The organism is Nonomuraea sp. NPDC049486 (assembly GCF_040676925.1).
Taxonomy (GTDB): Bacteria; Actinomycetota; Actinomycetes; order Streptosporangiales; family Streptosporangiaceae; genus Nonomuraea; species Nonomuraea ferruginea.
In genome coordinates this window covers 48,291-71,625 of sequence record NZ_JBFAPV010000005.1, presented here as the reverse complement: position 1 = coordinate 71,625, position 23,335 = coordinate 48,291, and the positions used below count along the sequence as shown (strand labels likewise).

The following is a 23,335-nucleotide window of genomic DNA, read 5'->3' as shown; positions in this document are numbered from 1 at the left end:
CCCCCTTCAGCCCATCCCACGATGCCGTTCGGGCTCGTCCCGCCGCGTCACCCGCCGGGTGGATCCCCGCGTACACCGGGCGGTGGACCCGGCCACAGGGCGACGCGGGGACGTTGGGCAGGTGTTGCCCTTATCCCGGCGGGCGGTGGCTTTCTAGAGTGACGGTGTGAAAGTCGCAGGCAGCGCCGAGATCGGCGTCGAAAGAGACCGCGTGTGGGCAGCCCTGCAGGACCCGGCGGTCCTGGTGCGCACCATCCCCGGATGCGAGCGCCTGGAGGAGTGCGGGCCCGACACGTACCGGATGACCGTCAACGCCGGGGTGGCCTCGCTCAAAGGGGTCTACCAGGGCGAGGTGGCCCTCGCGGAACCGGCGGCCCCGGTGAGCTTCGTGCTGCGGGCGCGCGGCCAGGGCGCCCCAGGGACGGTGGACGCCACCGTCCTGGTACGGCTGAGCGAGATCGACGGCGGGACCCGGGTCGAGTACGACGCCGACGCGGTCATCGGCGGGATGATCGGCGGGGTGGGGCAGCGGATGCTGGGCTCGGTGGCCCGGAAGACGGCCGGCGAGTTCTTCGCCGCCGTCGAACGCCACCTGTGCACCCCTGCGGAAACCCTGCCTCCGGCAGAAGCCCTGGCCCCGGCGGGAACCCTGCCTTCGGAGGGAGCCCTGGCCCCTGCGGGAACCCCGGCCGTGGTACCGGTCCCACGCCCCACCACGGAAGGCCCCGGGCCTCTCCGGGAGCCCTCCGCCCTGACACCCGCGGCGAGCCGCCCCGCCGTCTACGAGCGCCCCCCGGTCGCGGAGAAGCGCCGTACGGAGACTCCGCCGTGGGTGATGCTGGCCGCCTTCGGCATGGGCGCCGGCGTCGCGCTCGGCAGCGCGGCCATCGGCTGGCTCTTCGGCCGAGCCCGCCGCTAACCCGCCCGCCCTCGGACGGACGGCGCGGGACCGCCCACCCCTCGGACGGGCGGTCCCGGAGAGCCGCTGGCCTGGTCCGTTTCTTGGATGGGGGTGCCGGAGAGTTGATGGCCTGGACCCTTCCTCGGCCGGGCGGTCGCGGAGGGAGGCGAGCCCGATGTGGGCGCGCCTCCTTCGAACCCCGTCCTTTCGCATGCGCTCCCTCCTCGCCCATGTGACGCCGTGAAAGGCGGATCGCGCGTCGAGGAGTGGGTGGTGGACGAGAACGCGGCGGCCGTCCGCGTTCGAGGAAGGCGGGCTCGGCAGGGCAGGGGCACGCCCTCAGGGGATGCGGGAAACGACCAGGTCAGAGCCTCTCGCGGAAAAGGATCTCCGGGCGTAGCGTGGCAATATGCGGCAGGCTCATGCTGAAGACGCGCGTACCGAGGCCCGGCGGGTTGTCCGCAACCTGCTGGGCGAGGACCACCCCACCGCCGACGCGCTGATCGCCGCAGCCCGGCCGGTCATCGGCGACGAGCGTTGCGACCGGTGCGTCGGGCTGGCGCTGGGCGCGTCCCTGACGCGGCGCTCGGCCGAGCTGGCCGCGCTCGCCGCCCTGCTGGTCGGCACCCGCGAGCTGGGCGGGCAGTGGTGGACCCGGCCCAGGGGCGGCAAGCTGCCCGCGCCCGACGAGGTGCTGCACACGGCGGTGGCGATCGAGCCGTGGACGGACCTGACCGCGCTGGAGATGCTGGCCGCCTGGGTGTCCGACGACGCCGCCGACGAGCTGTGGGGCAGGCCCGTCGCCCAGGTCGACCTGAACTCCTGGCAGGCGGAGGACCGGTTCGGCCTGCCGCCGGGGGTGCGGCCGGGGCAGCGGCTGGTGGTGCACTTCGACGCCGGCGGCCGCCTCGACGCGGTGGTGACGCGCAGGCCTGACGACAACCTGGGCTCCAACCTGGACTTCCACTCGCTGCGCTACTCACGCCCCGCCGAGGCGCAGTGGAGCTGGGGGGTGGCCGCCGGTCTCGGGCCGCACCGGCTGCCGGGGGAGAAACCCGACCCGTACGCGCGCCGCGTGGACGCTTACGCGGCCCGCGTCCTGCGCGCCTGGGCGCTCAGGCACGGTGCCACCGGCCAGCAGCTCGGCGAGCGCTGGGAGACCGTCGGCGACGTGGTGGCCGCGATCGAGCGGGTCGACTGGATGTGGCGCAGCGGCGAGTGGTTCGGCTGGTGGCGCGGCGCGTCGGCGCTGGTGGACGACTCCGCGTACCTTCCCTACCGGCTGGAGGAGCTGGCCGCGGGCTGACCCGGCCCTTGCCCGCGGCTGAACCGGCGGACCGGAATGGACCGCTGTGCCAAGTCGTTGTCAAGAAACATGAAGGTTGAGATTTTCTCCGACGTCGTCTGCCCGTGGTGCTACGTCGGCCATGCCCGCTTCGCCCGCGCCGCGCAGGCGTTCCGCGACAAGGGCGGGTCCATCGAGGTCACCATGCGCCCCTTCCAGCTGAACCCGGACGCGTCCACCGAGGGTGAGCCGTTGCTGCCCGCGCTGGAGCGCAAGTTCGGCGCCGGCGTGGCCCAGATGACCTCCAGGGTGACGGACGTGGCCGCGGAGGAAGGGCTCGACCTCCGTTTCGACCGGGCGATCAGCACCGGCACGCTGGAGGCGCACCGGCTCGTCGAGGTCGCCACCGGCCAGGGCCTGGGCGAGGAGATGGCCGACCGGCTGTTCCGCGCGCACTTCACCGACGGCCTGAACGTCGGCGACGCCGGGGTGCTCGCCAAGCTCGCCGCCGAGGCGGGCGTGCGCGACACCGGTGAGGGCGCCGCCGAGGTACGCGATCAGATCGGCCGCGCCAGGCGGCTGGGCATCACGGGTGTGCCGCTGTTCCTGTTCGAAGGGCAGTTCGCGGTGTCCGGCGCGCAGCCGTACGAGACGATGACGGCCGCGATCGACGAGGTGGCCGACCGCATCGGCGAGACCCCGATCCAGCAGCTCGCCGCCCCCGCCGACGGCTGCGACGACGGCTACTGCGCCGTCTGAGGAGCCGTCTGAACCGTCCCGCCCCCGACGCCGGTGCCCTCGCCGAGCAGCCCCGCCCGGTGATGGCGGCGGCACAGCACCTGGTAACGCACCGGCGAGGCGTCGGTGTCCCCGATCACCACCTGTTCCCCCGTACGCGCCATCTCCCCGCCCACCACGCGCGCGTTGAGCTGCCCCGGCCGCCCGCACCAGCACAGCACCTCGACCTGCAACCGGCACACCTCGTCGGCCAGCTCGAACAGCCGCCGCGAGGCCGGGAACAGCACCGAGCGGAAGTCGGAGGCCAGCCCGAACGCGTACACGTCGACGCCGTGCCCGTCGACCAGGTCGGCGAGCTGCTCGATCTGCTCCACCGTGTAGAAGCACGCCTCGTCGCAGATCAGGTAGTCGATCCGGTCGTGCCCGCGCACCAGCTCCACCAGGTCCATCGAGTCCACCACCTCGACGGCCTCCAGGCCCAGGCCGATCCTGCTGGTGACCCTGGGCTCGCCCGACCGGTCGTGCTTGGTCAGCACCAGCCCTCTCCTGCCCTGACGGCCGTGGTTGTAGTTCATCTGCAGGGCCAGGGTGGACTTCCCGCAGTCCATCGGCCCGAAGTAGAACTTGAGCACGGCATCACGTGGCGCATGGGGTGCAGGAGACAACGCGGACAGTTCGGTCACGGGGTGCCACCTTAGCGCTTGGCTTGTTCCCTGACCTCATGGGAGATTTCTCCTCTGGAGTATCAGGAGGAAAATCTAGTGGTCACAGATAAACCCCCCACGCTCGACGCCATGATGACGCCGGACGACCTCACCGCCGCCCAGGCCGACGCGGCGCGCTGGCGGTACGGCTTCTACGTGGTGCTGACGGGCATCGTGGCGACCCTCGTCGCGTTCGGCGCGGCCGTGTACGCCACCGGGGAGTCGGCCGCCCTGTTCGCCGGTGTGGCGGGCGTGGTCGGCACCATCATCGGGGCGTACTTCGGCGTGCAGGCGGGCCAGTCGGGTAAGGCCAGGGTGGAGGCCGAACTCGGCAGGACCCAGGAGCTCGTGGTCAGGCTGGCGGCCTACGTCGGCACCGACAACGCGCCCCGGGTCATCGACGAAGTGCTCGGCAAGCGCCGAAGCTGAGGAGCCATGCGTAGCGTCCGAATCGGAGTCGACACCGGCGGCACCTTCACCGACGTCGTGGCGGTGGACGAGGAGACCGGTGAGATCGTCACCACCAAGACCCCCTCGACCCCCGCGAACCCCGCCGACGGGTTCATCGCCGGCATCGAGAAGCTCGGCGAGCTGGATGTCGCCGGCATCGTGCACGGCACCACCGTGGCCACCAACCAGTTGCTCGAGGACCGCATCGCCGGCCTCGGGCTGATCACCACCGAGGGCTTCGAGTACATCCTGGAGATCGGCCGGCAGAGCGTGCCCGACGGCTACGGCAACTCCTACTTCTGGGTCAAGCCGTCCCGCATCGTGCCCGTCCACCTGGTCAAGACCGTCGGCGGCCGGCTCGACCACCAGGGCGGCGAAGTGCGCCCCTTCGACGAGACCCAGGCCGTCGAGGTCGCCCGCTGGTACCGTTCCCGCGGCATCACCACGCTCGGCGTCTGCTTCCTCCACTCCTACGCCAACCCCGAACACGAGCGGCGCATGCGCGAGGTCCTGGCCCGCGAGTTCCCCGAGGCGGTCGTGTCGCTCTCCAGCGACGTGCTGCGCGAGTACCGCGAGTACGAGCGGGCCGTCACCACGCTGGTCGACGCCGCGGTCAAGCCGGGCATGCGGGCCTACATCGCCAACCTGTCCAGCCGCCTCGGCCGCCCGTTCTCGGTGATGAAGTCCAACGGCGGCGTGCTGTCGGCCCGCGAGGTCGTCAACCAGCCCATCACCACCGTCCTGTCCGGCCCCGCCGCGGGCGCGCTCGGCGCGGCGCTGATCGCCGCCACCGCCGGCCACCGGAGCGTGATCACCCTGGACGGCGGCGGCACCTCCACCGACGTGACCGTGGTCGTCGACGGCGACCCGTCCGTCACCACGGAGGGCAGCGTCGGCCGCTTCCCGTGCAAGATCCCGATGATCGACATCGTCACCGTCGGCGCGGGCGGCGGCTCGATCGCGTGGATCTCGCCCGAGGGCACGCTCAAGGTCGGCCCCCGCTCGGCCGGCGCGGACCCCGGCCCGATCTGCTACCGCCGCGGCGGCACCGAGGTGACCGTCACCGACGCCCACGTCTACCTGCGCCGCATCCCTCCGCACCTGCTCGGCGGCGAGATCCCGCTCGACTACGACGCCGCCAGGATGGCCGTCGAGGCGCTGGCCGACAAGCTCGACCTCACCCCCGAGCGGACCGCCGCCGGCATCCTGGAGATCAGCGCGTTCAACCAGAGCAACGCCATCCGCCAGCTCACCGTCAAGCGCGGGCTGGACGTGCGCGACTTCCCGCTGGTGACGTTCGGCGGGTCCGGGCCGCTGCTGGCCTGCCGGCTCATCGACATCCTCGACCTGCCCGCAGTGATCGTCCCGCCCGAGCCCGGCAACGTCTCCGCGTTCGGCCTGCTCACCGTCGACGTCAAGAACGACTACGTGCGCACGTACGTCACCCGCGACCTCGCGCTGAACAAGGCCGCGCAGATCTTCGGCGAGCTGGAGAGCCAGGCCGCCGACGAGCTCGAACGCGAGGGCTTCGACGAGCCCGTCTTCGCGCGCAGCGCCGACCTGCGCTACTACGGGCAGGCGTACGAGGTCCGGGTGCCCGCCCCGGCCGGCCCGCTCGACGAGGACTGGCTGCGCGAGGTCACCGGCCGCTTCCACGACGCGCACGAGAAGCTGTACGGCTACGCCTACCGCGACGACCCACGCCACGCCGTCGAATGGGTCAACCTGCGCGTCTCCGGCATCGGGCCGATCAACCGGCCGGTGATCCGGCGCGACCCGTACCCGAAGACCGAGCCCGTCGAGGCGAGCCGGCGCGTGATCTTCGACGAGCCGCACGACACCCCGATCCTCCAGCGCGCCGCGCTGGAGGCCGGCGCCGTCGTCCACGGCCCGGCCGTCATCGAGGAGTACGGCTCCACCATCCCCCTGCACCCCGGGTTCACCGCCACGGTGGACGAATACGGCAACGTGGAGATCCGTCGTGACTGACCCGATCCTCATCGAGATCGTCGAGGGCACCCTCGCCTCCGTGGAGAAGGAGGTCGAGACCGCCATCGCGCGCACCGCCCGGTCGCCCATGATCCGCGACGCGCACGACTTCCGCGCCGGCATCCACGACAGGAAGATGCGCAAGCTGACCGGCCGCTCCTACAGCGCGCTCGTCCAGCCGGTCGTCCGCGACTTCCCGATCGAGACGATGAAGCCCGGCGACGTCTACTTCCACAACGACGTCTACCTGTCCGAAGGCGGCATCGGCCACCTGCCCGACCTGTGCGTCACCGTGCCCGTCTTCCACCGCGACGAGGTGGTGGCGTTCGTGCAGGCGTTCGGTCACCACGACGACATCGGCGGCGCGGTGCCGGGCTCGATGCCGTCGCACGCCCGGTCGGCGTTCGAAGAAGGGCTGATGGTCCCGCCGATCAAGCTGTGGGGCCAGGGCGTGCCCAACGAGGCCGCGCTGCGCATCATGACCCGCAACTCCCGCATGCCCGACTCTCTCGCCGGCGACCTGGACGCGGAGTGCTCCGCCTGCCTCATGGGCGCGCGGCGGCTGGGCGAGCTGTTCGACCGGTACGGGCGCGACGAGGTGGAGGCGTGCTTCGACGCCATCATCGGCAAGACCACCGAGACGTTCCGGCGCGAGCTGCTGTCCAAGATCCCCGAGGGCACCTACGTCTGGGAGGACTACGCCGAGCACGACGGCGTCGACGAGCCCCGCCTGCACACCCAGCGCATCACCCTCACGGTCGACCACGCCGCGGACGCGCCGCTCACCATCGACTTCACCGGCACCTCACCGCAGGCCAAGGGGCCGATCAACCACGCGGGCGACTACGCCGACGGCGTCTTCCTCAAGAAGTGGCTCGCGCCCATCCTGCGCAACCTGGCCGACACGCCCGAGCGGATGGCCGAGCTCGACGTCAACGAGGGCGTCGTGCCGCTCATCAAGATGGTCTTCCCGGAGAAGGGCACCCTGCTCACCCCGGTCTTCCCCGCGCCCACCAACGCCCGCACGTTCGTCATCCTGCGCCTGCTCGGCGTGCTGGCGGGCGTGCTGGCCAAGGCCACCGGCGGGCGGATGCCGGCCGACCAGGAGACGATCCGCTACACGGGCGTGTACGGCACGGACGCCGGCGGGCAGCCCTACCTGATGCGGGAGGTGCTCGGCGGCGGCTCCGGCGGGCGCTGGTACGCCGACGGCGAGGACACCATCCACGTCGTCCCCGACTCGCGCAACATCCCGGTCGAGTTCGCCGAGGCCCGCTGGCCCTTCAGGGTCGAGCGCCTCGGCCTGGCCTGCGACTCGGGCGGGCCCGGCATGTTCCGCGGCGGCCTCGGCTACGACAAGCACATCCGGATGCTGCGCGACGCCTCCTACATGTCGATCGCCGACCGTTCCATCCTGTCCTGCTGGGGCGTCAACGGCGGCCTCGCCGGGCGGCCGTTCCGCGTGGAGATCGCGGGCAAGGAGATGGAAGGCCTGGTCGACGACCACCCGGTCCAGGCGGGCGAGACCATCCGCATCCGCACCACGGGCGGCGGCGGCTGGGGCTCCCCGTACGACCGCGACCCCCGCGCGGTGGCGGCCGACGTCCGCGACGGCAAGGTCTCGATCGCCGGCGCGCTCGGCGACTACGGCGTCGTCCTCGACGGCGACCGCATCGACGAGCAGGGCACCGCCGAACTCCGCGCCCGCCTGCGTCCCCCGGCCGACCGCTTCTTCGACCGCGGCCCCGGCTACCCGAAACTGTCCGGCGGCCGCACCTTCGCGGAGGTAGACGAACTGTAAGAAGACAATCACCGTACGTGATCGCCGGGGATAACATGACCCCTCATGAACCCCCCGTTCTCCGCCTATGTCGATGAGTCCATGCTTCTTCAGCGCGGGCTCTATCTCCTCGCGGCGGTGCTCGTGGCGCCTGCGGAGGCCGAGCGTCACCGCGCCGACCTGCGGTCCCTGTTGCTGCGACGCCAGCGGAAACTGCATTGGCGTGACGAGAACGACAAGCGGCGCACCCTGCTCGCCGAGGCGGTGGCCGCGATGAGGCCGATGGGCGTCGTCGTCGTGGGCGTGGGTCTGGACGGGAGACGTCAGGAACGAGCGCGTCGCAAGTGTGTGGAGCACCTGCTCTGGGATATGGGTGGCCACCATGTGCTCGACGTAGTCTTCGAACGTCGCCACAGTGAGCTCGACCTGCGGGACCATGAGCTGGTCGCGGTGCTCCAGGGGCGTCACTCGATGCCGCCGAGGCTGAGGTTGTCATGGTGCGACCCGGCGGCCGAGCCGCTTCTGTGGCTCCCCGACATCGTCGCGGGCGCGCTCTCGCGCGCTGAACGCGGTGACGAGCGGTTCTGGGACCTGGTGAGCGGTGACCTGGCTGTCCGGCGCATCGACGTGCGGTGAGAAGCGCGAAGCCCGGGCTTCCGTCGTCCGGCGGTCCACCCGGGCTCACTTCCCATCCCCCCGTAGGAGGCGGCAGTCGTAAGCGTACCCGTCTGCGTACCCAGTGTCACCTGAATGCGGTGGCTGCCATGATGGGCGCGTTTCGTGAAGTGCGACATCGGAGGACATCGTGCGCATCGCTCTCGCCGGGCTCGCCACCAGCCACCCGTACACCGACGCCAGGACCCTGGCCAGGCATGCCGAGCTCGTGGTGTGGGAGCCGGACGGGGAACGGCTGCGGAGGTTCACCGAGGAGCACCCGGAGGCACGGGTGGCCGGAAGCCTGGGGGAGGCGCTGGACGGCGGGCCGGACGGGGTGGTGCTGACCGTGCCGAACCCGCGGGTGCCGGAGGCGCTGGCGGCGGTGCTGGAGACGGGGGCGGCGTGTTTCGTGAACAAGCCGGCGGCGGCCACCAGGGAGCAGCTCGACCGGCTGGACCGGCTGCCGATCCACGACCGGGTGATGTCGGGGTCCGTGCTGCGGTTCGCGCCGGCCTTCGCCGGGTGGGCGGCGGATCCGGCCGGGGTGCTGTCGGTGCGCGCGACCGTACGGCATGACGTGGGGCTCTGGGCGACCGGCTACAACGCCTGGCAGGACAACCCGTCCGAGGGCGGCGGGACGCTGGTGACCATGGGGGTGCACGGGGTGGAGCTGCTGGTGGCGCTGCTCGGCCCGGACGTGCGGCTGGCGGGCGCCGCGGGCGCCGTCCGGCACTACGGGACGCTCCGGTCGGAGGACACCGGGGTCATGGCGCTGCGGTGGGGGAGCGGCGTGACGGGCGTGGTGGAGGTCGTCGGCGTGAGCGACGAGGAGTCGTACGCCGTCACCGTCCACCGGCGCGGCGGGGACGAGCACGTGGTGATCGAGGCCGGTGACGACCCGGTGCTGGGCCTCGGTTACGCGGGGACGATCGAGGCGTTCCTGGAGATGGCGGGCGGCGGGCCCAGCCCGGTGCCGTGGGCGGAGACCCGGGCCATCCTCGACGTCCTCGTCTCGGCCCGCGAGAGCGTGCCCGTCCGTTGACAGCGGCAGTCCCTCCCGGTTACGGTCTGGACCGTAAATAAGGACAAAGGGGGACCCCGCGTGCGGACCACAGCGGAACTCGAGGAGCGGCTGGCGCGGCCGAGCGCCGGGCTCGTGGCGGACCTCGCCGCGCTGGACGGCGACATCATGATCCTCGGCGCCGGGGGCAAGCTCGGCCCCAGCCTGGTGCGGCTGGCGCTGAACGCCACCGGGGGCGACCGGCGGATCATCGCCGTCTCCCGCTTCTCCGAGCCCGGACTCGCCGACGCGCTCGCCGGCGCGGGCGCCACCGTGGTGAGCGCCGACGTGGCCGACGACCGGGCGCTGCGCGAGCTGCCCGAAGCGCCGAACGTGGTGTTCCTGGTCGGCGCCAAGTTCGGCACCCAGGGGCGCGAGCACGCCACCTGGTTCACCAACACCTACCTGCCCGGCCGGGTCGCCGACCGGTTCCGCGGCAGCCGGATCGCCGCCCTGTCCACCGGGAACGTCTACCCGCTCGTCCCGGTCGCCGGCGGGGGCAGCGTCGAGGACGACCCCGCCGGGCCTGTCGGCGAGTACGCGATGAGCTGCCTCGGGCGGGAGCGCACGCTGGCGCACTTCGCCGAGGCGCACGGCACCCCGATGGCGCTGATCCGGCTCAACTACGCGGTCGAGCTCCGCTACGGGGTGCTGGTCGACCTGGCGCAGAAGGTCCTGGCCGGCGAGCCCGTCGACCTGACCACCGGCCAGGTCAACGTGGTGTGGCAGGGGTACGCGAACGAGGTGACGCTCCGCTCCCTGCGGCTCGCCGCGACCCCGCCGTACGTGCTCAACGTGACGGGCCCCGAGCGGATCTCGGTACGGTGGGCCGCGCTGGAGCTGGGCGCGCGGCTCGGGGTGGAGCCGGTGTTCACCGGCGAGGAGGCGCCGACGGCGCTGCTGTCGGACGCGTCGCGGTGCCACCGGCTGTTCGGGTATCCCGGGATCACGCCGCTGGAGCTGATCGACCACATCGCCGGCTGGGTGGCCGGCGGCGGGCCGCTGCTGGGCAAGCCCACCAAGTTCGAACGCCGTGACGGCCGTTTCTGAGACCGGCGACATCACATGACGAGGGGGACCCACGTGCTCAGCACGGCTCCAGAGGCCAAGACGTCCGCGCGCGACCTGTTCAGGCGCGGCCTGGTCATCCCGGCGCACCCGCTGGCGCTGACCGCGGACCGGACGTTCGACGAGCGCCGCCAGCGCGCCCTGACCCGCTACTACGTGGAGGCGGGCGCCGGCGGCCTCGCGGTGGGCGTGCACACCACGCAGTTCGCCATCCACGGCACCGACCTGCTGCCGCCGGTGCTGGAGCTGGCCGCGGAGACCGCCCGCGAGTCGGAGCGCGAGGTGCTGCTGATAGCGGGAGCCACCGGGCCGACCGCCCAGGCCGTGGCCGAGGCCGAGCTGGCCCGGTCGCTCGGCTACCACATGGTGCTGCTGAGCCCGTACGCGGAGCTCGGCGAGGACGCGCTGGTGGAGCGGGCGCGGGCGGTCGGGGAGGTGCTGCCGGTGATCGGCTTCTACCTGCAGCCCGCGGTCGGCGGGCGGCCGCTGTCGCGGGACTTCTGGACCAGGCTGGCGGCGGTCGAGTCGGTGGCCGGCATCAAGGTCGCGCCGTTCGACCGCTACCGCACGCTCGACGTGCTGCACGGCGTCGTGCGCGCGGGGCGGGCCGAGGAGGTCGCGCTCTACACCGGCAACGACGACCACATCCTGGCCGACCTCATCACCCCGCACCGGGTGGTCGTGGACGGGCGGGAGGTGGAGGTCGAGTTCGTCGGCGGCCTGCTCGGCCAGTGGGCGGTCTGGGTGCGGCGGGCGGTCGAGCTGCTGGAGGAGGCCAAGAGGGCCAGGGCGGGCGACGACGCGGCCGTCCGGCGGCTGCTGACGCTCGACGGGCACCTCACCGACGCCAACGCGGCCATCTTCGACAGCGTCAACGGCTTCCACGGGTGCATCCCCGGGATCCACGAGGTGCTGCGCCGCCAGGGTCTGCTGGAGGGGCGCTGGTGCCTGGACCCGGCGGAGGAGCTGTCGCCGGGGCAGCTCGCGGAGATCGACCGGGTCTGGGCGGCCTACCCGTGGCTCAGGGACGACGACTTCGTGGCCGAGGGCCTGGCCCGCTGGCTGTCCTGACGGCTTCCGTCCATGAAGGGGAGGAGGCCGCGGGGTGTCACAGTGTCAGCCGGTACAGCGTGAGCGGCCGCCCGCTGGACCCGCTGGTCAGATTCCCGGTGCGTTCGGCGAGGCCGGCGAGCTCCAGGCGGTGGAGCATGCGGCGGGCGGTGCGCTGCTGGACGGCGAGCCGGTCGGCGATCTCCCGGGTCGTCAGCGGCTCGTCGCCGGCGGCCCTGCGCGCCTCCAGGAGCTTCTCCAGGGTGGGCACCGACAGGCCGACGCGGCGGGCGATGACGGAGAGGTTCTGCTCGCCGGCCTGCCCGGTGGGAACCGACTCCAGCACGATGTCGGTGTCGGCGCGCAGCGACAGGACCGCCGCGACGTCGCCGATGCGGCGGGCACGGGCGAGCGCGCGGCGGGCCAGGCTCTCCGCCTCGGCGGCGCTGCGGCCCAGGCCGAAGCCGACGCGCACCACGTTGTTCTGGACGGCCAGGCGGGCCAGCAGCGGCAGACCGGTGAAGCCGCCGGTGGCGTCGTGCAGCGGGCCCCGGGTGGTCACCAGCAGGTGGGTGCCGCCCCGGAAGGCGGCCACGGTGCCGCCCAGCGCGGTGGCCTCGCGCAGCAGGCCCTCGTCGTTCGCCACCTCGACGAGGCCGAGCGCGATCTGCGCGTCCTCCTGGGCCTGGCCCTGCGCGGTCAGCAGGAGCTGGCGCAGCGCCACCCGCACCGAGTGCGTCGACGGGGCCAGCCGCAGCACGCGCATGTCGTCGCGGAGGGCCTCGTGGACGCTGCTGAGGCAGGTGATCACCGGGTGGGCGGGGCCGCGCCGGTGGAAGGCGACGGCCTTCTCCGACGTCATCTCCGGCCGGTAGGGGAGCGTGCGCAGCTCGCCCGTGGGCAGCCCGGCCTCGGCGAACGTGGCGACGACGTCGGCGGCCGGCAGCGTGTCGATGGACAGCCGGGTCACGTCCACGCCCTGGTGCTGGAGTCGTACCAGGGCGCTGAGCAGTGTCGCGCCCGTGTAGTCGACGAACGCGGCGGGGCGGGTCAGCGCCTCGGCGTCGCGGGAGAGCATGTACGGCACGATGCCGGTGAACAGCCATCCCTCGACGGCCGCGGTGTGCGCCTCCACGATCGCGGGCGCCTGCGACTCGTGGTCGTAGTCCAGCCGCAGGGCGCTGACGCCCGGCTGCTCCTCGCAGGTGGCCGCGACCTGGTCTACCAGGTCATGCGGGCCGACGACGCCGATGACGATCGCCACCCATGTCCCCCTCTCGCTCATTACGGTCAAGGCCGCAATCGTATCCTGTGAGGTGCTCTGTGAAGTTCCCGTCCATGGCCGAGCCGGAAGGCCGCACGCTCGGCGACGAGGAGGTGGCCGCCCTGGAGCGGGTGATCCGCTCGGGCATGCTCAACTCCGTCTGGGGCACCGAGGCGCGGGCGCTCGAACGCGAGATCGCCGAGCTGCACGGCGTGCGCCACGCGATCGCGTGCAGCTCGGGCACCGCAGCCCTCCATCTCGCCGTCGTGGCCGCCGCGCCGGACCCCGGCGACGAGATCATCACGACACCGATCACGGACTTCGGCACTGTGGCCCCCATCTTGGCGCAGAACGCCGTCCCTGTCTTCGCCGACGTCGATCCGTCCGACGGCAATCTCGACCCGGCCGCCGTCGCGGCGCTCATCGGGCCGCGCACGCGGGCCATCATGGCGGTGCACCTGTTCGGCGCGCCGGCGCGGGTGGACGAGCTGCGCGCCCTGGCGGACGCGCACGGCCTGGCCCTGATCGAGGACTGCGCCCAGGCCTGGCTCACCGAACTGCCCGACCCGGCGGGCGGAGGCGGCAGGGACGTGCGGCTCGCCGGGACGGTCGGCGACGTCGCCTGCCTGAGCCTGCAGCAGTGGAAGCACATCACCTGCGGCGACGGCGGCCTCACGCTGACCGGCGACGACGAGCTGGCCCGCCGGATGCGGCTGTTCGCCGACAAGGGCTGGGACCGCTCGGCGGGCCGTTCGCACGCCGCCTTCGGGCTGAACTACCGCATGACCGAGCTCCAGGCCGCCGTGGCGCGGGCCCAGCTCGCCAAGCTGCCCGGGGTGGTCGCCGCCCGCCGCCGCACGGCCGTACAGCTCCTGGATGCCTTGCAGGGGCTTCCAGGCGTACGGTTGCCGCGCCCGGAGGGCCACGCCTGGTGGCTCTTCCCCGTCGTGCTCCCCGGCGGCGGCGCGGCGGAGCTGGCCGGGAAGCTGCGGGCGGCCGGGATACCGGCGCGGGCCGGATATCTGGACGAGCCGCTGAACCACGCCCCCGTATGGCAAGGGCCGATATACGGGGCCTCTCGCTACCCTTTGCAGGGGTACGCCCCCCGGCCCTGCCCGGAGGCCGAGCGGATGGTCGCGGAGACCTTGGTGGTCATCGACTGGAACGAGAACTACACACCCGATCACGTCCACCTCATCGCGCGTGAGATGACCAGATTTCTGGCGCCGTCCTCGTCACGGTCGGATATCGGGGATTGACCCGAGACGGATCGCGTTACTAGGTTTCGGTCAGGACCGGTATTAAGGAAAGGTTGCCGCCGATGAGAAAGACAGCGACCCTGGGCGTCGCGATCGCGCTGAGCATCGCCGCCGCCGGGTGCGGATCGTCCAGCGGTTCGGACAAGAGCACGGTGACCCTGTGGATGTATCCGGTCATCGGCGACCAGGCCAAGAGCCAGGCGTTCTGGCAGAAGGTCGAGAAGGACTTCGAGGCGAAGAACCCGGACGTCGACGTCACCGTCGACCAGCAGCCGTGGGAGGGCCGTCAGGAGAAGGTCACCACCGCCCTGGTCTCGAAGAAGGGCTTCGACCTGGTCGTCCTCGGCCCCGACCAGATCCCGCAGTACGCCCAGCAGGGCACGATCGAGCCGGTCGACGACGTGGTGGCCGAGGCGAAGGACGCCTACCTGCCCAGCTCGCTCACCGCGCTGACCGTCGACGGCAAGCTCTACGGCGTGCCGATCTACCAGACGATCACCGCGCCCATCTACAACAAGAAGCTGTTCGCCGAGGCGGGCGTCGAGAAGATCCCCGAGACGCTGGACGAGCTCAAGGCGGCCGCCCCCAAGCTCGCCGCGAACAAGGTCGCCGTCCTGGACTACCCGGGCAAGCCCGAGGTCAGCCTGAACCAGAGCTTCTACCCCTTCCTGTGGGCCAACGGCGGCACCGTGTTCGCCCCCGACGGCAAGAGCGTGGCGTTCAACGGCCCGGAGGGCGTGGCGAGCCTGCAGCTCCTGCTCGACCTCAAGGCCGCGGGCGGGCTCCCGGAGAACACCGCCAGCAAGGGCAACGACATCGAGGGCGGCGCGCTCGCGGCGGGCAAGACCGCCATGTACCACGCGGCCACCGCCGGGCAGGCCGTCCAGCTCGGCGCCGTCATCGGCGAGGAGAACGTCGGCATCGGCCTGCCTCTCGAAGGTGCCAAGCGGGTCGCGTTCGGCATCCCCGGCGGGGTCGTGCTGGCCAAGCACTCCGAGCACAAGGACGCCGCCAGGAAGCTGGCCGGCTACCTGGCCTCGCCCGAGGTCACGGGAGAGCTGGCCAAGGAGTCCGGCTTCTTCCCGGCCCGCACCGACGTCACCGTGCCGGACCAGTCGGAGTCGGCCAAGGAGTTCGCCAAGTCCCTGGAGTACGCCTTCCCCGGCGACACCCACCCCCAGGCCCGCCAGGTCATGGGCCTCATCGCGCCGCACATCCAGGCGGCCCTGCTCGGCCAGGAGGACGCCAAGCAGGCCCTCGACGCGGCGGCCGAGGAGGCCAACGCGCTGCTGGCCAACGGCGGCTGAACGAGAAAGGAACGCCGTGCGTCATCGCTTGCGTGACCCGGTCACCGGGCTGCTGTTCGTGCTGCCCGTGTTCGTGCTCTTCCTGATCTTCCGGATCTTCCCCTCACTGGGGGCGGCGGGCATGAGCCTGACGAACTGGAACATCGGCGGCGAGTGGAGCTTCGTCGGCGCGGACAACTACGCCAGGCTGCTCGGCGACGTCAACTTCTGGCTCAGCCTGCGGGTCTCGCTGGTGTACGCGGCGATCTACGTGCCGCTCACCGTCCTGGTGGCGCTCGGCACCGCGCTGCTGCTCAACCAGGTGGTGTTCATGCGCGGCCTGTTCCGCGGCATGCTCTTCCTGCCGTACGTGACCAGCTTCGTGCTGGCGGGCATCGTCTGGCGCTGGATCTACGAGTTCGACGGGCTGATCAACGGCCTGATCGGCAAGCTGGGGCTCGGCCCGGTGGCGTTCCTGGAGCAGGCGTCGCTGGTGCTGCCCGCGCTGGCCGTGGTGTCGGTATGGAAGGGGTTCGGCTACTCGATGCTCATCCTGCTGGCCGGTCTCAAGTCGATCCCGGCCAGCTACCTGGAGGCCGCCACGGTCGACGGGGCCGGCGCCTGGCAGAAGTTCCGCCGGATCACGCTGCCGCTGCTCAAACCGACGCTCTTCTTCGTCCTGGTGATCGAGACGATCAGCGCCTTCCAGGTGTTCGACACCATCTACGTGATGACCGGCGGCGGCCCGGCGCGGGCCACGTACACGCTCATCTACGGCATCTACGACCACGGCTTCCGCTCCTTCGACTTCGGCTACGCCGCGACCTGGGGCGTGGTGCTGTTCGCGATCGTGCTGGCCGTGTCGCTGATCCAGCGCCGCTTCCTGGACCGGGGGAACACGTGACGCTCACCGCATCCAGGCCGCTCGCCCGCGACCGCGCCGCCGGACGGGCGCCGCGCCGACGGGCCAGGTGGCCGCTCGCCGTCCTGCTGGCCGTGCTGTCGGTGCTGACCGTCGCGCCGTTCCTGGCCATGCTGATCGTGGCGCTGTCGCCGGCGGGTCAGCCGACGCTGCCCGCGCGGTGGCCCGAGACGCTCACGCTGGACAACCTCACCAGGGTGCTGTCGGCGTCGGGGTTCGTGGAGTGGACGGTCAACTCGCTCGTCTACTCCGTCGTGTCCGTGGTGGTCATCCTGCTCACCGCGTCGATGGCCGGCTACGCGTTCGCCAAGAAGCGCTTCCCCGGCCGCGACACGATGTTCTGGACGTTCCTGGCGACCATGATGGTGCCGTTCCAGGCCACGCTCATCCCCACGTTCGTGCTGGTCAACAGCTTGGACGGGGTGGACACGTTCTGGGGCCTGATCGTGCCGACGCTGGCCAACTCGCAGGCGGTCTTCCTGATGCGGCAGTTCATCATGGGGCTGCCGGACGAGCTGTTCGACGCGGCCAAGGTGGACGGGGCGTCGGAGCTGCGGGTCTATCTGACGATCGTGGTGCCGCTGACCCGGCCGATCATGGCCACGCTGGGCGTGTTCGTGTTCCTGTGGCACTGGAACGACTTCCTCTGGCCGCTGGTCGTCGGCCAGAGCGACGCCACCCGGACGCTGACCGTGGGACTGACCACGCTGCGCACCGAGGAGATGCAGCTGTCGATGCTCATGGCGTCGGCGACGATCTCGGTGATCCCGTGCCTGCTGGTGTTCTTCCTGCTGCAGCGGTATCTGGTGAACAGCATCGCGATGACCGGGTTCAAATAAGCTCATTTATGTGGATATTGCTGCACGTGAGCTCCGGGATCGCCTCCGTGGCACGCTGATCGCCGCCGCGGCCACGCCCATGACCGCCGCGGGCGAGGTGGACCCGGACGTGGTGACCCGCTACCTGGCCTCCCTCGTCGCGGACGGCGCCGGCGCCCTGGCGGTCCTCGCCCACACGGGCCGCGGCCCCTTCCTGACGCCGGACACGCGCGCCGCCGTGATCGGGCGCGCGGTCGCCCTCGGCGTCCCGGTCCTGGTCGGCGTGGGCGGCACGCCCGAACAGGGCACCATCCCGGGGGACGGCGAGCCTGACGGCGCCGCGGAGCAGGCGAGGCTCGCGGCGGAGCTGGGGGCCACCGGGGTGCTGGTGTTCCCGTCGCCGGGTGACCGGCTCGCGCACCATGACGCCGTCTGGCGGGCGGCCCGGCTCCCCATGATCGCCTTCGACCTCTACACCCGGCCCTGCCCGCCCGAGGTGATGCGCGGCCTCCTCGCCCATCCCGGTGTGGCGGGCCTCAAGACGGCCCTGCTCTCGGACGCGATGGGCTGCCAGCGCGCCATCGCCCTCACCAGGGACGCGGGCAGGCTCGCGATCACCGGCGAGGACCGCATGTTCGCCCCGTCCCTGCTGTGGGGTGCCGAAGCCGCCCTGGTGGGCATCGCCGCCGCGCAGGTCGGGCTGACCGCCGCCGTGATGCGCGCCTTCCGGGGGCCGGACCTGCCCGCCTTCCACGAGGCGTCGTCCCGCCTGGACCGCATGGCGGCGGCCACGTTCACCGACCCCATGGAGGGCTACGTCCAGCGCATGCTCTGGCTCGCCGCCGCCGAAGGCCGCATCCCGCCCGATCACGCCCATGACCCGTACGGCCCCGCCCTGCCGGTCGGCGAGCGCGAGACCGTACTCCGATCCGTCACACCACCAGCGGACAAACCAGACAGCTAGCATCGGATCATGCGCGACGCGGAAGCCGGAACGATCAGGCAGCTCTCGACCAAGGTGGTCTACGCCAACGCGTGGATGAAGGTCCGGGAGGACGAGATCGAACGCCCCGACGGATCACGCGGCACCTACGGCTACGTCGACAAGCCCGACTTCGCCCTGGTCATCCCGATGGAGCGGGACGGCTTCCACCTGGTGGAGGAGTACCGCTACCCGGTGCGCCGCCGGTCGTGGAGCTTCCCGCAGGGCTCGGCCGCCGAGCCCACCCCCGAGGACGTGGCGCGGACGGAGCTGGCGGAGGAGACCGGCCTGCGCGCGCGGACCTGGACCCCGCTGGGCGCGCTCGACAACGCCCACGGCCTGGCCACCCAGCGGCTGCACGTCTACCTCGCCACCGGCCTGGAGGCGGGGGCCGCCGAACGCGAGCACACCGAGCAGGACATGCGCCGGCGGTGGGTGAGCCGGGCCGAGTTCGAGGACATGCTCCGCGCCGGCGAGGTGGGCGACTCGGGGTCGGTCGCGGCCTACACCCTGCTGACCCTGCACGAGCGCGTCACGCCAGCGTCTGGGTGATCTCGCCCCGCCCTCCGGCGTACGAGACGCGCGCGCGGGCGCCGTTGACCAGCGGCAGGTACGGCGGGACATGACCGCACTCGACGTCGGCGATGATCGGCACGCCGAGCCCGCCGAGGGCGTCGAGCACCGCCTCGTGCTGGGTCAGAGTGAGCAGGCCGGGGGCGCGGGTGCGCCCGGCGAGGATCGCGGTGGCGCCGTCGAAGAACCCGGCCAGGCGCATCCCGTGCAGGTGGCGGCAGATGGTGCCGGCGTCGTGCTGGTCCGCCTCGACGTACACGATGAGCCCGTCGGCGGACAAGGAGGAGGTGTCGGCGTACCGCGTCCCGGCGACGTCGCACAGCGTCTCGACACAGCCGCCGATCAGCCGGCCCTCGGCCGTCACCGGGCCGTCGCCGTCCAGCCGGGTCCAGCCGCCGGGTGTGTCGAGGGTGAACTCGTCCGCCTCGGGAGAGATCTGCCACTCGTCGAAACCCTGCGCCCGGTAGCGGCCCGGCGGCGTCTGGGTGAACGTGGCGCCGGACGGCAGCGCCACGATGTCGAGCCAGCCGAGCAGCCCGTCCGGCACCCGGTACGGCGTGTCCATGAGGTTGTTGCCGTGGATCGTCGCCACGCCGGTCAGCAGGGTCAGCGGGGTGATGATCGTCGACAGGTCGGAGTAGCCCACCACCCAGGTCGGCTCCGCCGCGCGCAGCGCCTCCCAGTCGAGCAGCGGCAGCAGGTCGATCGCGGTCTCCCCGCCCCACGGCGGCACCACGGCCTTGATCGCGGGGTCGGTGAGCATGTCCGTCAGCTCGCGCGCCCGCTCGGCCGCGGGCGCGCTGACGTGGCCGGCGCCGTCCATGCACGACCCGGTCACGACCTCGTAGCCGCGCGCCTCGACGGTGCGGATCGCGACCTGGAGCCGGTCGTGCAGGGTCTTGTCCACGCCGCTGGACGGGGAGGTGACGCCGATCCGGTCACCGGGGCGCAGAGGGGATGGATATCGCATCCCCTCGTCCTATCACCCGTGGATCATCCGAAACCACAGGATTCACGCCGCCTCATCGGCGGCCGGTGATGGCGATGCGGACCAGGTCGCGGCCCTTCACCCCGAACAACGCCTTGCGCGAGGGATCCAGCGCCAGCTTCGGCTCACCGCCGAACCACTGCCCGGCCAGGCCCTCGGCGATCGGCTTGACGGTGAACGTGACCAGGTCGATCTTGTACACCTTGTCGCCGTCCGTGCAGTAGGCCACCCGGCCGACGACGTGCAGGTCGCTGCCGCGGTTGCCGACCTTGAGTGTCCTGGTGACCTTCTTGCGCAGCAGGTCGAACTCGAACACCTCGCCCGTGCTGGAGATGCCGTACAGATTCACGACGCCGAGCGAGAGCGAGATGATCGAGCGGGCGCCGGGCAGGGGTTCGAGCTCCCACAGCAGCTTGCGCCGGACGAGGTCGTAGGCGGCCAGACGGGCGGTGGTGGTGACCGGAGGCAGCCCGAGGCCCTCCTGGATCAGGGTGCCGAGGTAGGCGGTGCCGTGCCTGGTGGCGACCGAGTAGACGGTCTGGCGTTCGACGACGGGCCGCTGGACGGTGTACTCGCCGGTGCGGCGGGAGTAGAGGGTCAGCGCGCCGTTCATGTGGCCGGGCTCCGGCTGGGAGGGCATCACGATCAGGCCCGTCCTGGCGTCGTAGGCCAGGTCGCGCGGGCGGTCCTGCTGGTTGCCGGCCCGGGCGAGCAACTCCGCCTCGGCCTGGCCTGAGCGGTGCGCGTAGAGCGCGGCCTGGGTGTAGACGCCGAGGTAGGTGGTGTGGCCGAGCGTGAGCATGGTCTTCGGCTCGCCGGGGATGGCGAGCCTGGTGACCTCGCCCGTCGCCAGGTCGTGGATGTCGGCACCGCTCTTGCCGCCCACGTAGACGCGCCGGCCGTCGCTGTGCACGGACATCGGCTCCTCGGGCGCGGCCCTGAACCCGCGCTGCACCAGGTTGCGGTAGTCGATGGCGCCGGTCTCGGGGTCGTAGACGAACACCGCGTTGTCCTGCACACCGTAGATCCGGCCCTCGTGGGCGAGGATGCGGTGGGTGGCGGCCTCGAAGTACGGCACGCCGAGCACCTCCAGTTCGCCGGAGTCCAGGCGGCAGCGGTAGAAGGTGCCGGAGGGGCGGCCCGCGAAGTACACGTAGCCGTCGTGGATGAGCACCGAGACGATGTACTTCTCGCCCGGCGCCGTGGCCTTGACGACCTTGTGGTCGGAAGGGTCGGACTTGCTGAGGATCAGCAGCTCGGCCAGGGAGTTCATGCCGCCGGCGATGTGCGTGTCGGAGACGCTCATGCTCGACACCCAGTCGCGGTCGGCCAGCTCGGGCGGCAGCAGGTCGCGCCGCTCGCCGGTGACCCTGTCGATGGCGACGAGGTGGGCGTTGGCGCCGACGCCGGCGTAGACGTAGCGGTCGTCGGCCTGGACGGCGCGCACGTACGCCTCGCCGGGCGCGGCCTCACCCAGGTCGCGCACGACGCCCGTGGCCGGGTCGTACTCCTTGACCTTGCCCGGTTCGGAGGTGCCCAGGTAGACCTTGCCGTCGGGGGAGGCGGCCAGGCTCCAGATGAAGTGGTCGGGCACCGAGGCGACCTTGGTCAGCGTGCCCGCCACCGTGTCGAGCTTGTAGAGGTCGGACTTGGAGTGGGTGCCGACGTAGACGTCGGTGCCCGACTTGCACATCGCCCACACGCCGATGCCCGTCGGGATGTCGAAATGGGCGGTGACCGAATCCTCGGCGAGATCGTACGCGCCGACCACGTTGGGCGACAGCCCGCGCGAGCCGGCGTAGAGCACGCCGCCGACGAACTCGGCGTTGCCGAGCGGGCTGGCGACGCTGGCGGGACCCAGGTGGGTGAGGGTTCCCTCGGGGACCGGCGCGGCGTGCGCGGATGCGGCGGGCAGCGCGGCGGGCAGGGCGGCGGGCAGGGCGGCGGCCACCGTGGACGCGGCGGCCGCCTGCAGGAATCGACGGCGGGGGATCATGTGCGGCTCCCAGGTGAAGTTTCACCGCACGCTATAACGGACTGGGCCGTAATGTCTATATCTTGAACAGCTCGGCGGCGTTGCGCCAGGCGACCCGCTCCGCCGTCACGCCGGTCAGCCCGGCCGCGGCGACCGCGCCGAACGCCGACGACGGGTCGATCAGCGTCGAGTCGGTGCCGAACAGCAGCTGCCGGTCGGGCACGGCCGCCACCACCTCGGCGATCCGGCCCGCCGGCGCGTGCGACCAGCAGGGCTCCAGGTAGAGGCGGTCGCAGGCGTTGGCGGCCTCGATCGCGTGGCGGTGACCGTCGGCGCCCATGTGCCCCGCGATCACCCGCAGCTCCGGGATGTCCAGGCACACCTGGGCCAGGTCCAGCACCGAGGCGCCCCAGGTGTGCACGAGCGCCGGAAGGCCCGCCTCGGCGGCCAGCTCCAGGGCGGCCCGCATCCGCGGCGAGGTCACCGGGGAGCCCGTGTAGTCCGTGTGGATCTTGATTCCGACCCATGGGCCGGTCAGCTCACGCAGGTCCCTGGCCGCCTCGCCGAGCCGCCGCGGGTTCACCGTGACGTACCCGTACAGCCGGTCCTGCCCGTCGAGCACCCTGGCCAGCGCCCGGTTGCCCGCCGGGGCGTCGTAGATCACCGCCTCGGTGGCCGACACGATCGCCTTGCCGATGCCGTAGCGGTCCATGGTGGCCAGGCTCGCCCCGGCCACGTCCATGGTGAAGAACCACGGCCCCCAGTGCGCGTGCACGTCGATGATCATGAAAGCAGCCTCCTCGCGTTGCCCCCGGCCACGGCGGCCACCTGGTCCGGTCCCAGCCCGCTCGTCGCCAGCCGGAGCAGCGGCACGATCGGCTCGTAGTGCGGCGCGCGCGTGCCGTGCAGCAGCCGCTCCGCGCCGACCTCGGCGGCCACCGTCTCCAGCGCGTCGGGGGAGTTGAGCAGCCGCGTCGAGGTGTGGAACCCCGGCTCGTCCAGCGCCGCCACCAGGAAGTCGCCCAGATGGTAGAAGTGCGTGTCGAGGAAGACGACCCGGGCGCCGAGCCCCGCGAACGGCTGCCAGAAGCGGCGCACGTCCCCGCCGGTCAGCACCACCAGCCCGAGTTCCGCGGCCCGCCGGGCGACATGCCGGACCGACGGGAACGACGCCTCCACGCCCTGCTCGTCCGGGAACAGCCGCACCGCCCGCACCCCCGCGCCCGCCAGCCGGTCGAGCTCGCGGCCCGCGCCGACCGGGTCGCGCAGGTCCACCGTGCCGACGGGCAGCCAGCGCGGGTCGCCGCCCAGGGCCAGCACCTCGTCGTTGCCCGATCGCATGTCGAACAGGGCCGCCCGCAGGCTCGCCACCGCCCCGGCCGCGGTGCGGTGCTCCGCCAGCAGGCCGCCCACCGACTCCGCGCCGCCGGGCGGCCCGTCACGGTCGGGATAGGCCCCGACCAGCACGTCCACGTCCAGCGCCACCTCCAGGTCGCCTATCAGACTCCACGCGTCGAAAGCCATGGCGGCCCCCTCCTCCATCGACATGCGGGCCATCATGCCATTGACGTATCCCGTTCATAAAG

Annotated in this window: 23 protein-coding genes; 16 read left to right on the top strand and 7 right to left on the bottom strand. The window is 72.0% G+C overall.

The genetic code is table 11. The annotated features are described in order from the left end of the window. Window positions 1-166 precede the first annotated feature (166 nt). The 3 genes from AB0K05_RS16495 to AB0K05_RS16485 all read left to right on the top strand — a co-directional run bounded on the left by AB0K05_RS16495 (window position 167) and on the right by AB0K05_RS16485 (window position 2,945). On the top strand, window positions 167-919 hold the full coding sequence (locus tag AB0K05_RS16495; protein ID WP_271274938.1) for an SRPBCC domain-containing protein: 753 nt from the start codon (window positions 167-169) through the stop codon (window positions 917-919). 391 nt (window positions 920-1,310) lie between these two features. Beyond that, a complete protein-coding gene (locus tag AB0K05_RS16490) occupies window positions 1,311-2,207 on the top strand; it encodes a hypothetical protein (protein ID WP_364229868.1) in 897 nt (298 codons plus the stop codon). Between the two features lie 69 nt (window positions 2,208-2,276). Then, window positions 2,277-2,945, top strand: a complete 669-nt coding sequence (locus AB0K05_RS16485) for a DsbA family oxidoreductase (protein ID WP_364229866.1) — start codon at window positions 2,277-2,279, stop codon at window positions 2,943-2,945. Here the strand turns inward: AB0K05_RS16485 and AB0K05_RS16480 are convergent. Continuing rightward, window positions 2,930-3,607 (bottom strand): thymidine kinase, encoded by a 678-nt coding sequence (locus AB0K05_RS16480; RefSeq protein WP_261808415.1) that lies wholly within the window; start codon window positions 3,605-3,607, stop codon window positions 2,930-2,932. The two genes, AB0K05_RS16485 and AB0K05_RS16480, sit on opposite strands and share 16 nt — an antisense overlap. A 111-nt stretch (window positions 3,608-3,718) precedes the next feature. On the opposite strand from AB0K05_RS16480, the gene AB0K05_RS16475 reads away from it, so the two are divergent. The 7 genes from AB0K05_RS16475 to AB0K05_RS16445 all read left to right on the top strand — a co-directional run bounded on the left by AB0K05_RS16475 (window position 3,719) and on the right by AB0K05_RS16445 (window position 11,703). Continuing rightward, window positions 3,719-4,057, top strand: a complete 339-nt coding sequence (locus AB0K05_RS16475) for a hypothetical protein (protein ID WP_246639159.1) — start codon at window positions 3,719-3,721, stop codon at window positions 4,055-4,057. A gap of 6 nt (window positions 4,058-4,063) precedes the next feature. Continuing rightward, entirely contained in the window at window positions 4,064-6,067 is a 2,004-nt protein-coding gene (locus tag AB0K05_RS16470; protein WP_148030450.1) for a hydantoinase/oxoprolinase family protein, read from the top strand. Beyond that, window positions 6,060-7,868: a hydantoinase B/oxoprolinase family protein gene (locus AB0K05_RS16465; protein WP_364229863.1), complete on the top strand. Its 1,809-nt coding sequence runs from the start codon at window positions 6,060-6,062 to the stop codon at window positions 7,866-7,868. The genes AB0K05_RS16470 and AB0K05_RS16465 overlap by 8 nt, the downstream gene beginning before the upstream one ends. A gap of 45 nt (window positions 7,869-7,913) precedes the next feature. Further along, window positions 7,914-8,483: a hypothetical protein gene (locus tag AB0K05_RS16460; protein ID WP_271274935.1), complete on the top strand. Its 570-nt coding sequence runs from the start codon at window positions 7,914-7,916 to the stop codon at window positions 8,481-8,483. A gap of 169 nt (window positions 8,484-8,652) precedes the next feature. Then, on the top strand, window positions 8,653-9,546 hold the full coding sequence (locus AB0K05_RS16455) for a Gfo/Idh/MocA family oxidoreductase (protein WP_148030453.1): 894 nt from the start codon (window positions 8,653-8,655) through the stop codon (window positions 9,544-9,546). 60 nt (window positions 9,547-9,606) lie between these two features. Beyond that, the gene (locus tag AB0K05_RS16450; RefSeq protein ID WP_148030454.1) at window positions 9,607-10,614 is read left to right on the top strand and encodes an NAD-dependent epimerase/dehydratase family protein; all 1,008 of its coding nucleotides are present in this window, start codon (window positions 9,607-9,609) and stop codon (window positions 10,612-10,614) included. 15 nt (window positions 10,615-10,629) lie between these two features. After that, window positions 10,630-11,703: a dihydrodipicolinate synthase family protein gene (locus AB0K05_RS16445; protein ID WP_271274934.1), complete on the top strand. Its 1,074-nt coding sequence runs from the start codon at window positions 10,630-10,632 to the stop codon at window positions 11,701-11,703. Window positions 11,704-11,740: 37 nt separating this feature from the next. Here AB0K05_RS16445 and AB0K05_RS16440 read toward each other — a convergent pair whose 3' ends face one another. Next, entirely contained in the window at window positions 11,741-12,946 is a 1,206-nt protein-coding gene (locus tag AB0K05_RS16440; protein WP_271274933.1) for a hypothetical protein, read from the bottom strand. 59 nt (window positions 12,947-13,005) lie between these two features. On the opposite strand from AB0K05_RS16440, the gene AB0K05_RS16435 reads away from it, so the two are divergent. The 4 genes from AB0K05_RS16435 (at window position 13,006) to AB0K05_RS16420 (ending at window position 17,252) form a co-directional block, all read left to right on the top strand. Beyond that, window positions 13,006-14,205, top strand: coding sequence for a DegT/DnrJ/EryC1/StrS family aminotransferase (locus AB0K05_RS16435; protein WP_271274932.1), 1,200 nt, complete (start codon window positions 13,006-13,008; stop codon window positions 14,203-14,205). A gap of 62 nt (window positions 14,206-14,267) precedes the next feature. Then, window positions 14,268-15,512: a sugar ABC transporter substrate-binding protein gene (locus AB0K05_RS16430; protein ID WP_219543243.1), complete on the top strand. Its 1,245-nt coding sequence runs from the start codon at window positions 14,268-14,270 to the stop codon at window positions 15,510-15,512. Window positions 15,513-15,528: 16 nt separating this feature from the next. After that, the gene (locus AB0K05_RS16425) at window positions 15,529-16,395 is read left to right on the top strand and encodes a sugar ABC transporter permease (protein WP_148030458.1); all 867 of its coding nucleotides are present in this window, start codon (window positions 15,529-15,531) and stop codon (window positions 16,393-16,395) included. Continuing rightward, window positions 16,392-17,252, top strand: a complete 861-nt coding sequence (locus AB0K05_RS16420) for a carbohydrate ABC transporter permease (RefSeq protein ID WP_261808417.1) — start codon at window positions 16,392-16,394, stop codon at window positions 17,250-17,252. Before AB0K05_RS16425 ends, AB0K05_RS16420 begins: the two co-directional genes overlap by 4 nt. Before the next feature lie 6 nt (window positions 17,253-17,258). Here the strand turns inward: AB0K05_RS16420 and AB0K05_RS16415 are convergent, their stop codons facing one another. Continuing rightward, complete coding sequence (locus AB0K05_RS16415; protein ID WP_364230404.1) at window positions 17,259-17,333, bottom strand: hypothetical protein; 75 nt, start codon at window positions 17,331-17,333, stop codon at window positions 17,259-17,261. Between AB0K05_RS16415 and AB0K05_RS16410 the strand changes: the two genes are divergently transcribed. Continuing rightward, the gene (locus tag AB0K05_RS16410; protein ID WP_364230401.1) at window positions 17,308-18,195 is read left to right on the top strand and encodes a dihydrodipicolinate synthase family protein; all 888 of its coding nucleotides are present in this window, start codon (window positions 17,308-17,310) and stop codon (window positions 18,193-18,195) included. The genes AB0K05_RS16415 and AB0K05_RS16410 overlap by 26 nt on opposite strands. Before the next feature lie 9 nt (window positions 18,196-18,204). Then, window positions 18,205-18,765 carry an NUDIX hydrolase gene (locus tag AB0K05_RS16405; RefSeq protein WP_148030460.1) on the top strand — a complete coding sequence of 187 codons (561 nt, stop codon included), beginning with the start codon at window positions 18,205-18,207 and terminating at the stop codon, window positions 18,763-18,765. Here AB0K05_RS16405 and AB0K05_RS16400 read toward each other — a convergent pair. The 4 genes from AB0K05_RS16400 to AB0K05_RS16385 are packed head-to-tail and all read right to left on the bottom strand — an operon-like array spanning window position 18,746 to window position 23,297. After that, window positions 18,746-19,756: a S66 peptidase family protein gene (locus AB0K05_RS16400; protein ID WP_364229858.1), complete on the bottom strand. Its 1,011-nt coding sequence runs from the start codon at window positions 19,754-19,756 to the stop codon at window positions 18,746-18,748. The two genes, AB0K05_RS16405 and AB0K05_RS16400, sit on opposite strands and share 20 nt — an antisense overlap. Before the next feature lie 52 nt (window positions 19,757-19,808). Beyond that, a complete protein-coding gene (locus AB0K05_RS16395) occupies window positions 19,809-21,770 on the bottom strand; it encodes a hypothetical protein (protein WP_364229856.1) in 1,962 nt (653 codons plus the stop codon). Between the two features lie 55 nt (window positions 21,771-21,825). Beyond that, window positions 21,826-22,536, bottom strand: coding sequence for an amidohydrolase family protein (locus tag AB0K05_RS16390; RefSeq protein WP_364229854.1), 711 nt, complete (start codon window positions 22,534-22,536; stop codon window positions 21,826-21,828). Next, on the bottom strand, window positions 22,533-23,297 hold the full coding sequence (locus AB0K05_RS16385) for an amidohydrolase family protein (RefSeq protein ID WP_364229852.1): 765 nt from the start codon (window positions 23,295-23,297) through the stop codon (window positions 22,533-22,535). Before AB0K05_RS16385 ends, AB0K05_RS16390 begins: the two co-directional genes overlap by 4 nt. Between the last annotated feature and the right edge of the window lie 38 nt (window positions 23,298-23,335).

Excerpts from the sequence above, each read along its gene's own strand:
- AB0K05_RS16490 (WP_364229868.1), top strand. The coding sequence starts at position 1,311 with ATGCGGCAGGCTCATGCTGAAGACGCGCGTACCGAGGCCCGGCGGGTT.
- AB0K05_RS16485 (WP_364229866.1), top strand. The coding sequence starts at position 2,277 with ATGAAGGTTGAGATTTTCTCCGACGTCGTCTGCCCGTGGTGCTACGTC.
- AB0K05_RS16475 (WP_246639159.1), top strand. The coding sequence starts at position 3,719 with ATGATGACGCCGGACGACCTCACCGCCGCCCAGGCCGACGCGGCGCGC.
- AB0K05_RS16470 (WP_148030450.1), top strand. The coding sequence starts at position 4,064 with ATGCGTAGCGTCCGAATCGGAGTCGACACCGGCGGCACCTTCACCGAC.
- AB0K05_RS16460 (WP_271274935.1), top strand. The coding sequence starts at position 7,914 with ATGAACCCCCCGTTCTCCGCCTATGTCGATGAGTCCATGCTTCTTCAG.
- AB0K05_RS16445 (WP_271274934.1), top strand. The coding sequence starts at position 10,630 with ATGACGAGGGGGACCCACGTGCTCAGCACGGCTCCAGAGGCCAAGACG.
- AB0K05_RS16430 (WP_219543243.1), top strand. The coding sequence starts at position 14,268 with ATGAGAAAGACAGCGACCCTGGGCGTCGCGATCGCGCTGAGCATCGCC.
- AB0K05_RS16405 (WP_148030460.1), top strand. The coding sequence starts at position 18,205 with ATGCGCGACGCGGAAGCCGGAACGATCAGGCAGCTCTCGACCAAGGTG.
- AB0K05_RS16400 (WP_364229858.1), bottom strand. The coding sequence starts at position 19,756 with ATGCGATATCCATCCCCTCTGCGCCCCGGTGACCGGATCGGCGTCACC.
- AB0K05_RS16395 (WP_364229856.1), bottom strand. The coding sequence starts at position 21,770 with ATGATCCCCCGCCGTCGATTCCTGCAGGCGGCCGCCGCGTCCACGGTG.
- AB0K05_RS16390 (WP_364229854.1), bottom strand. The coding sequence starts at position 22,536 with ATGATCATCGACGTGCACGCGCACTGGGGGCCGTGGTTCTTCACCATG.
- AB0K05_RS16385 (WP_364229852.1), bottom strand. The coding sequence starts at position 23,297 with ATGTCGATGGAGGAGGGGGCCGCCATGGCTTTCGACGCGTGGAGTCTG.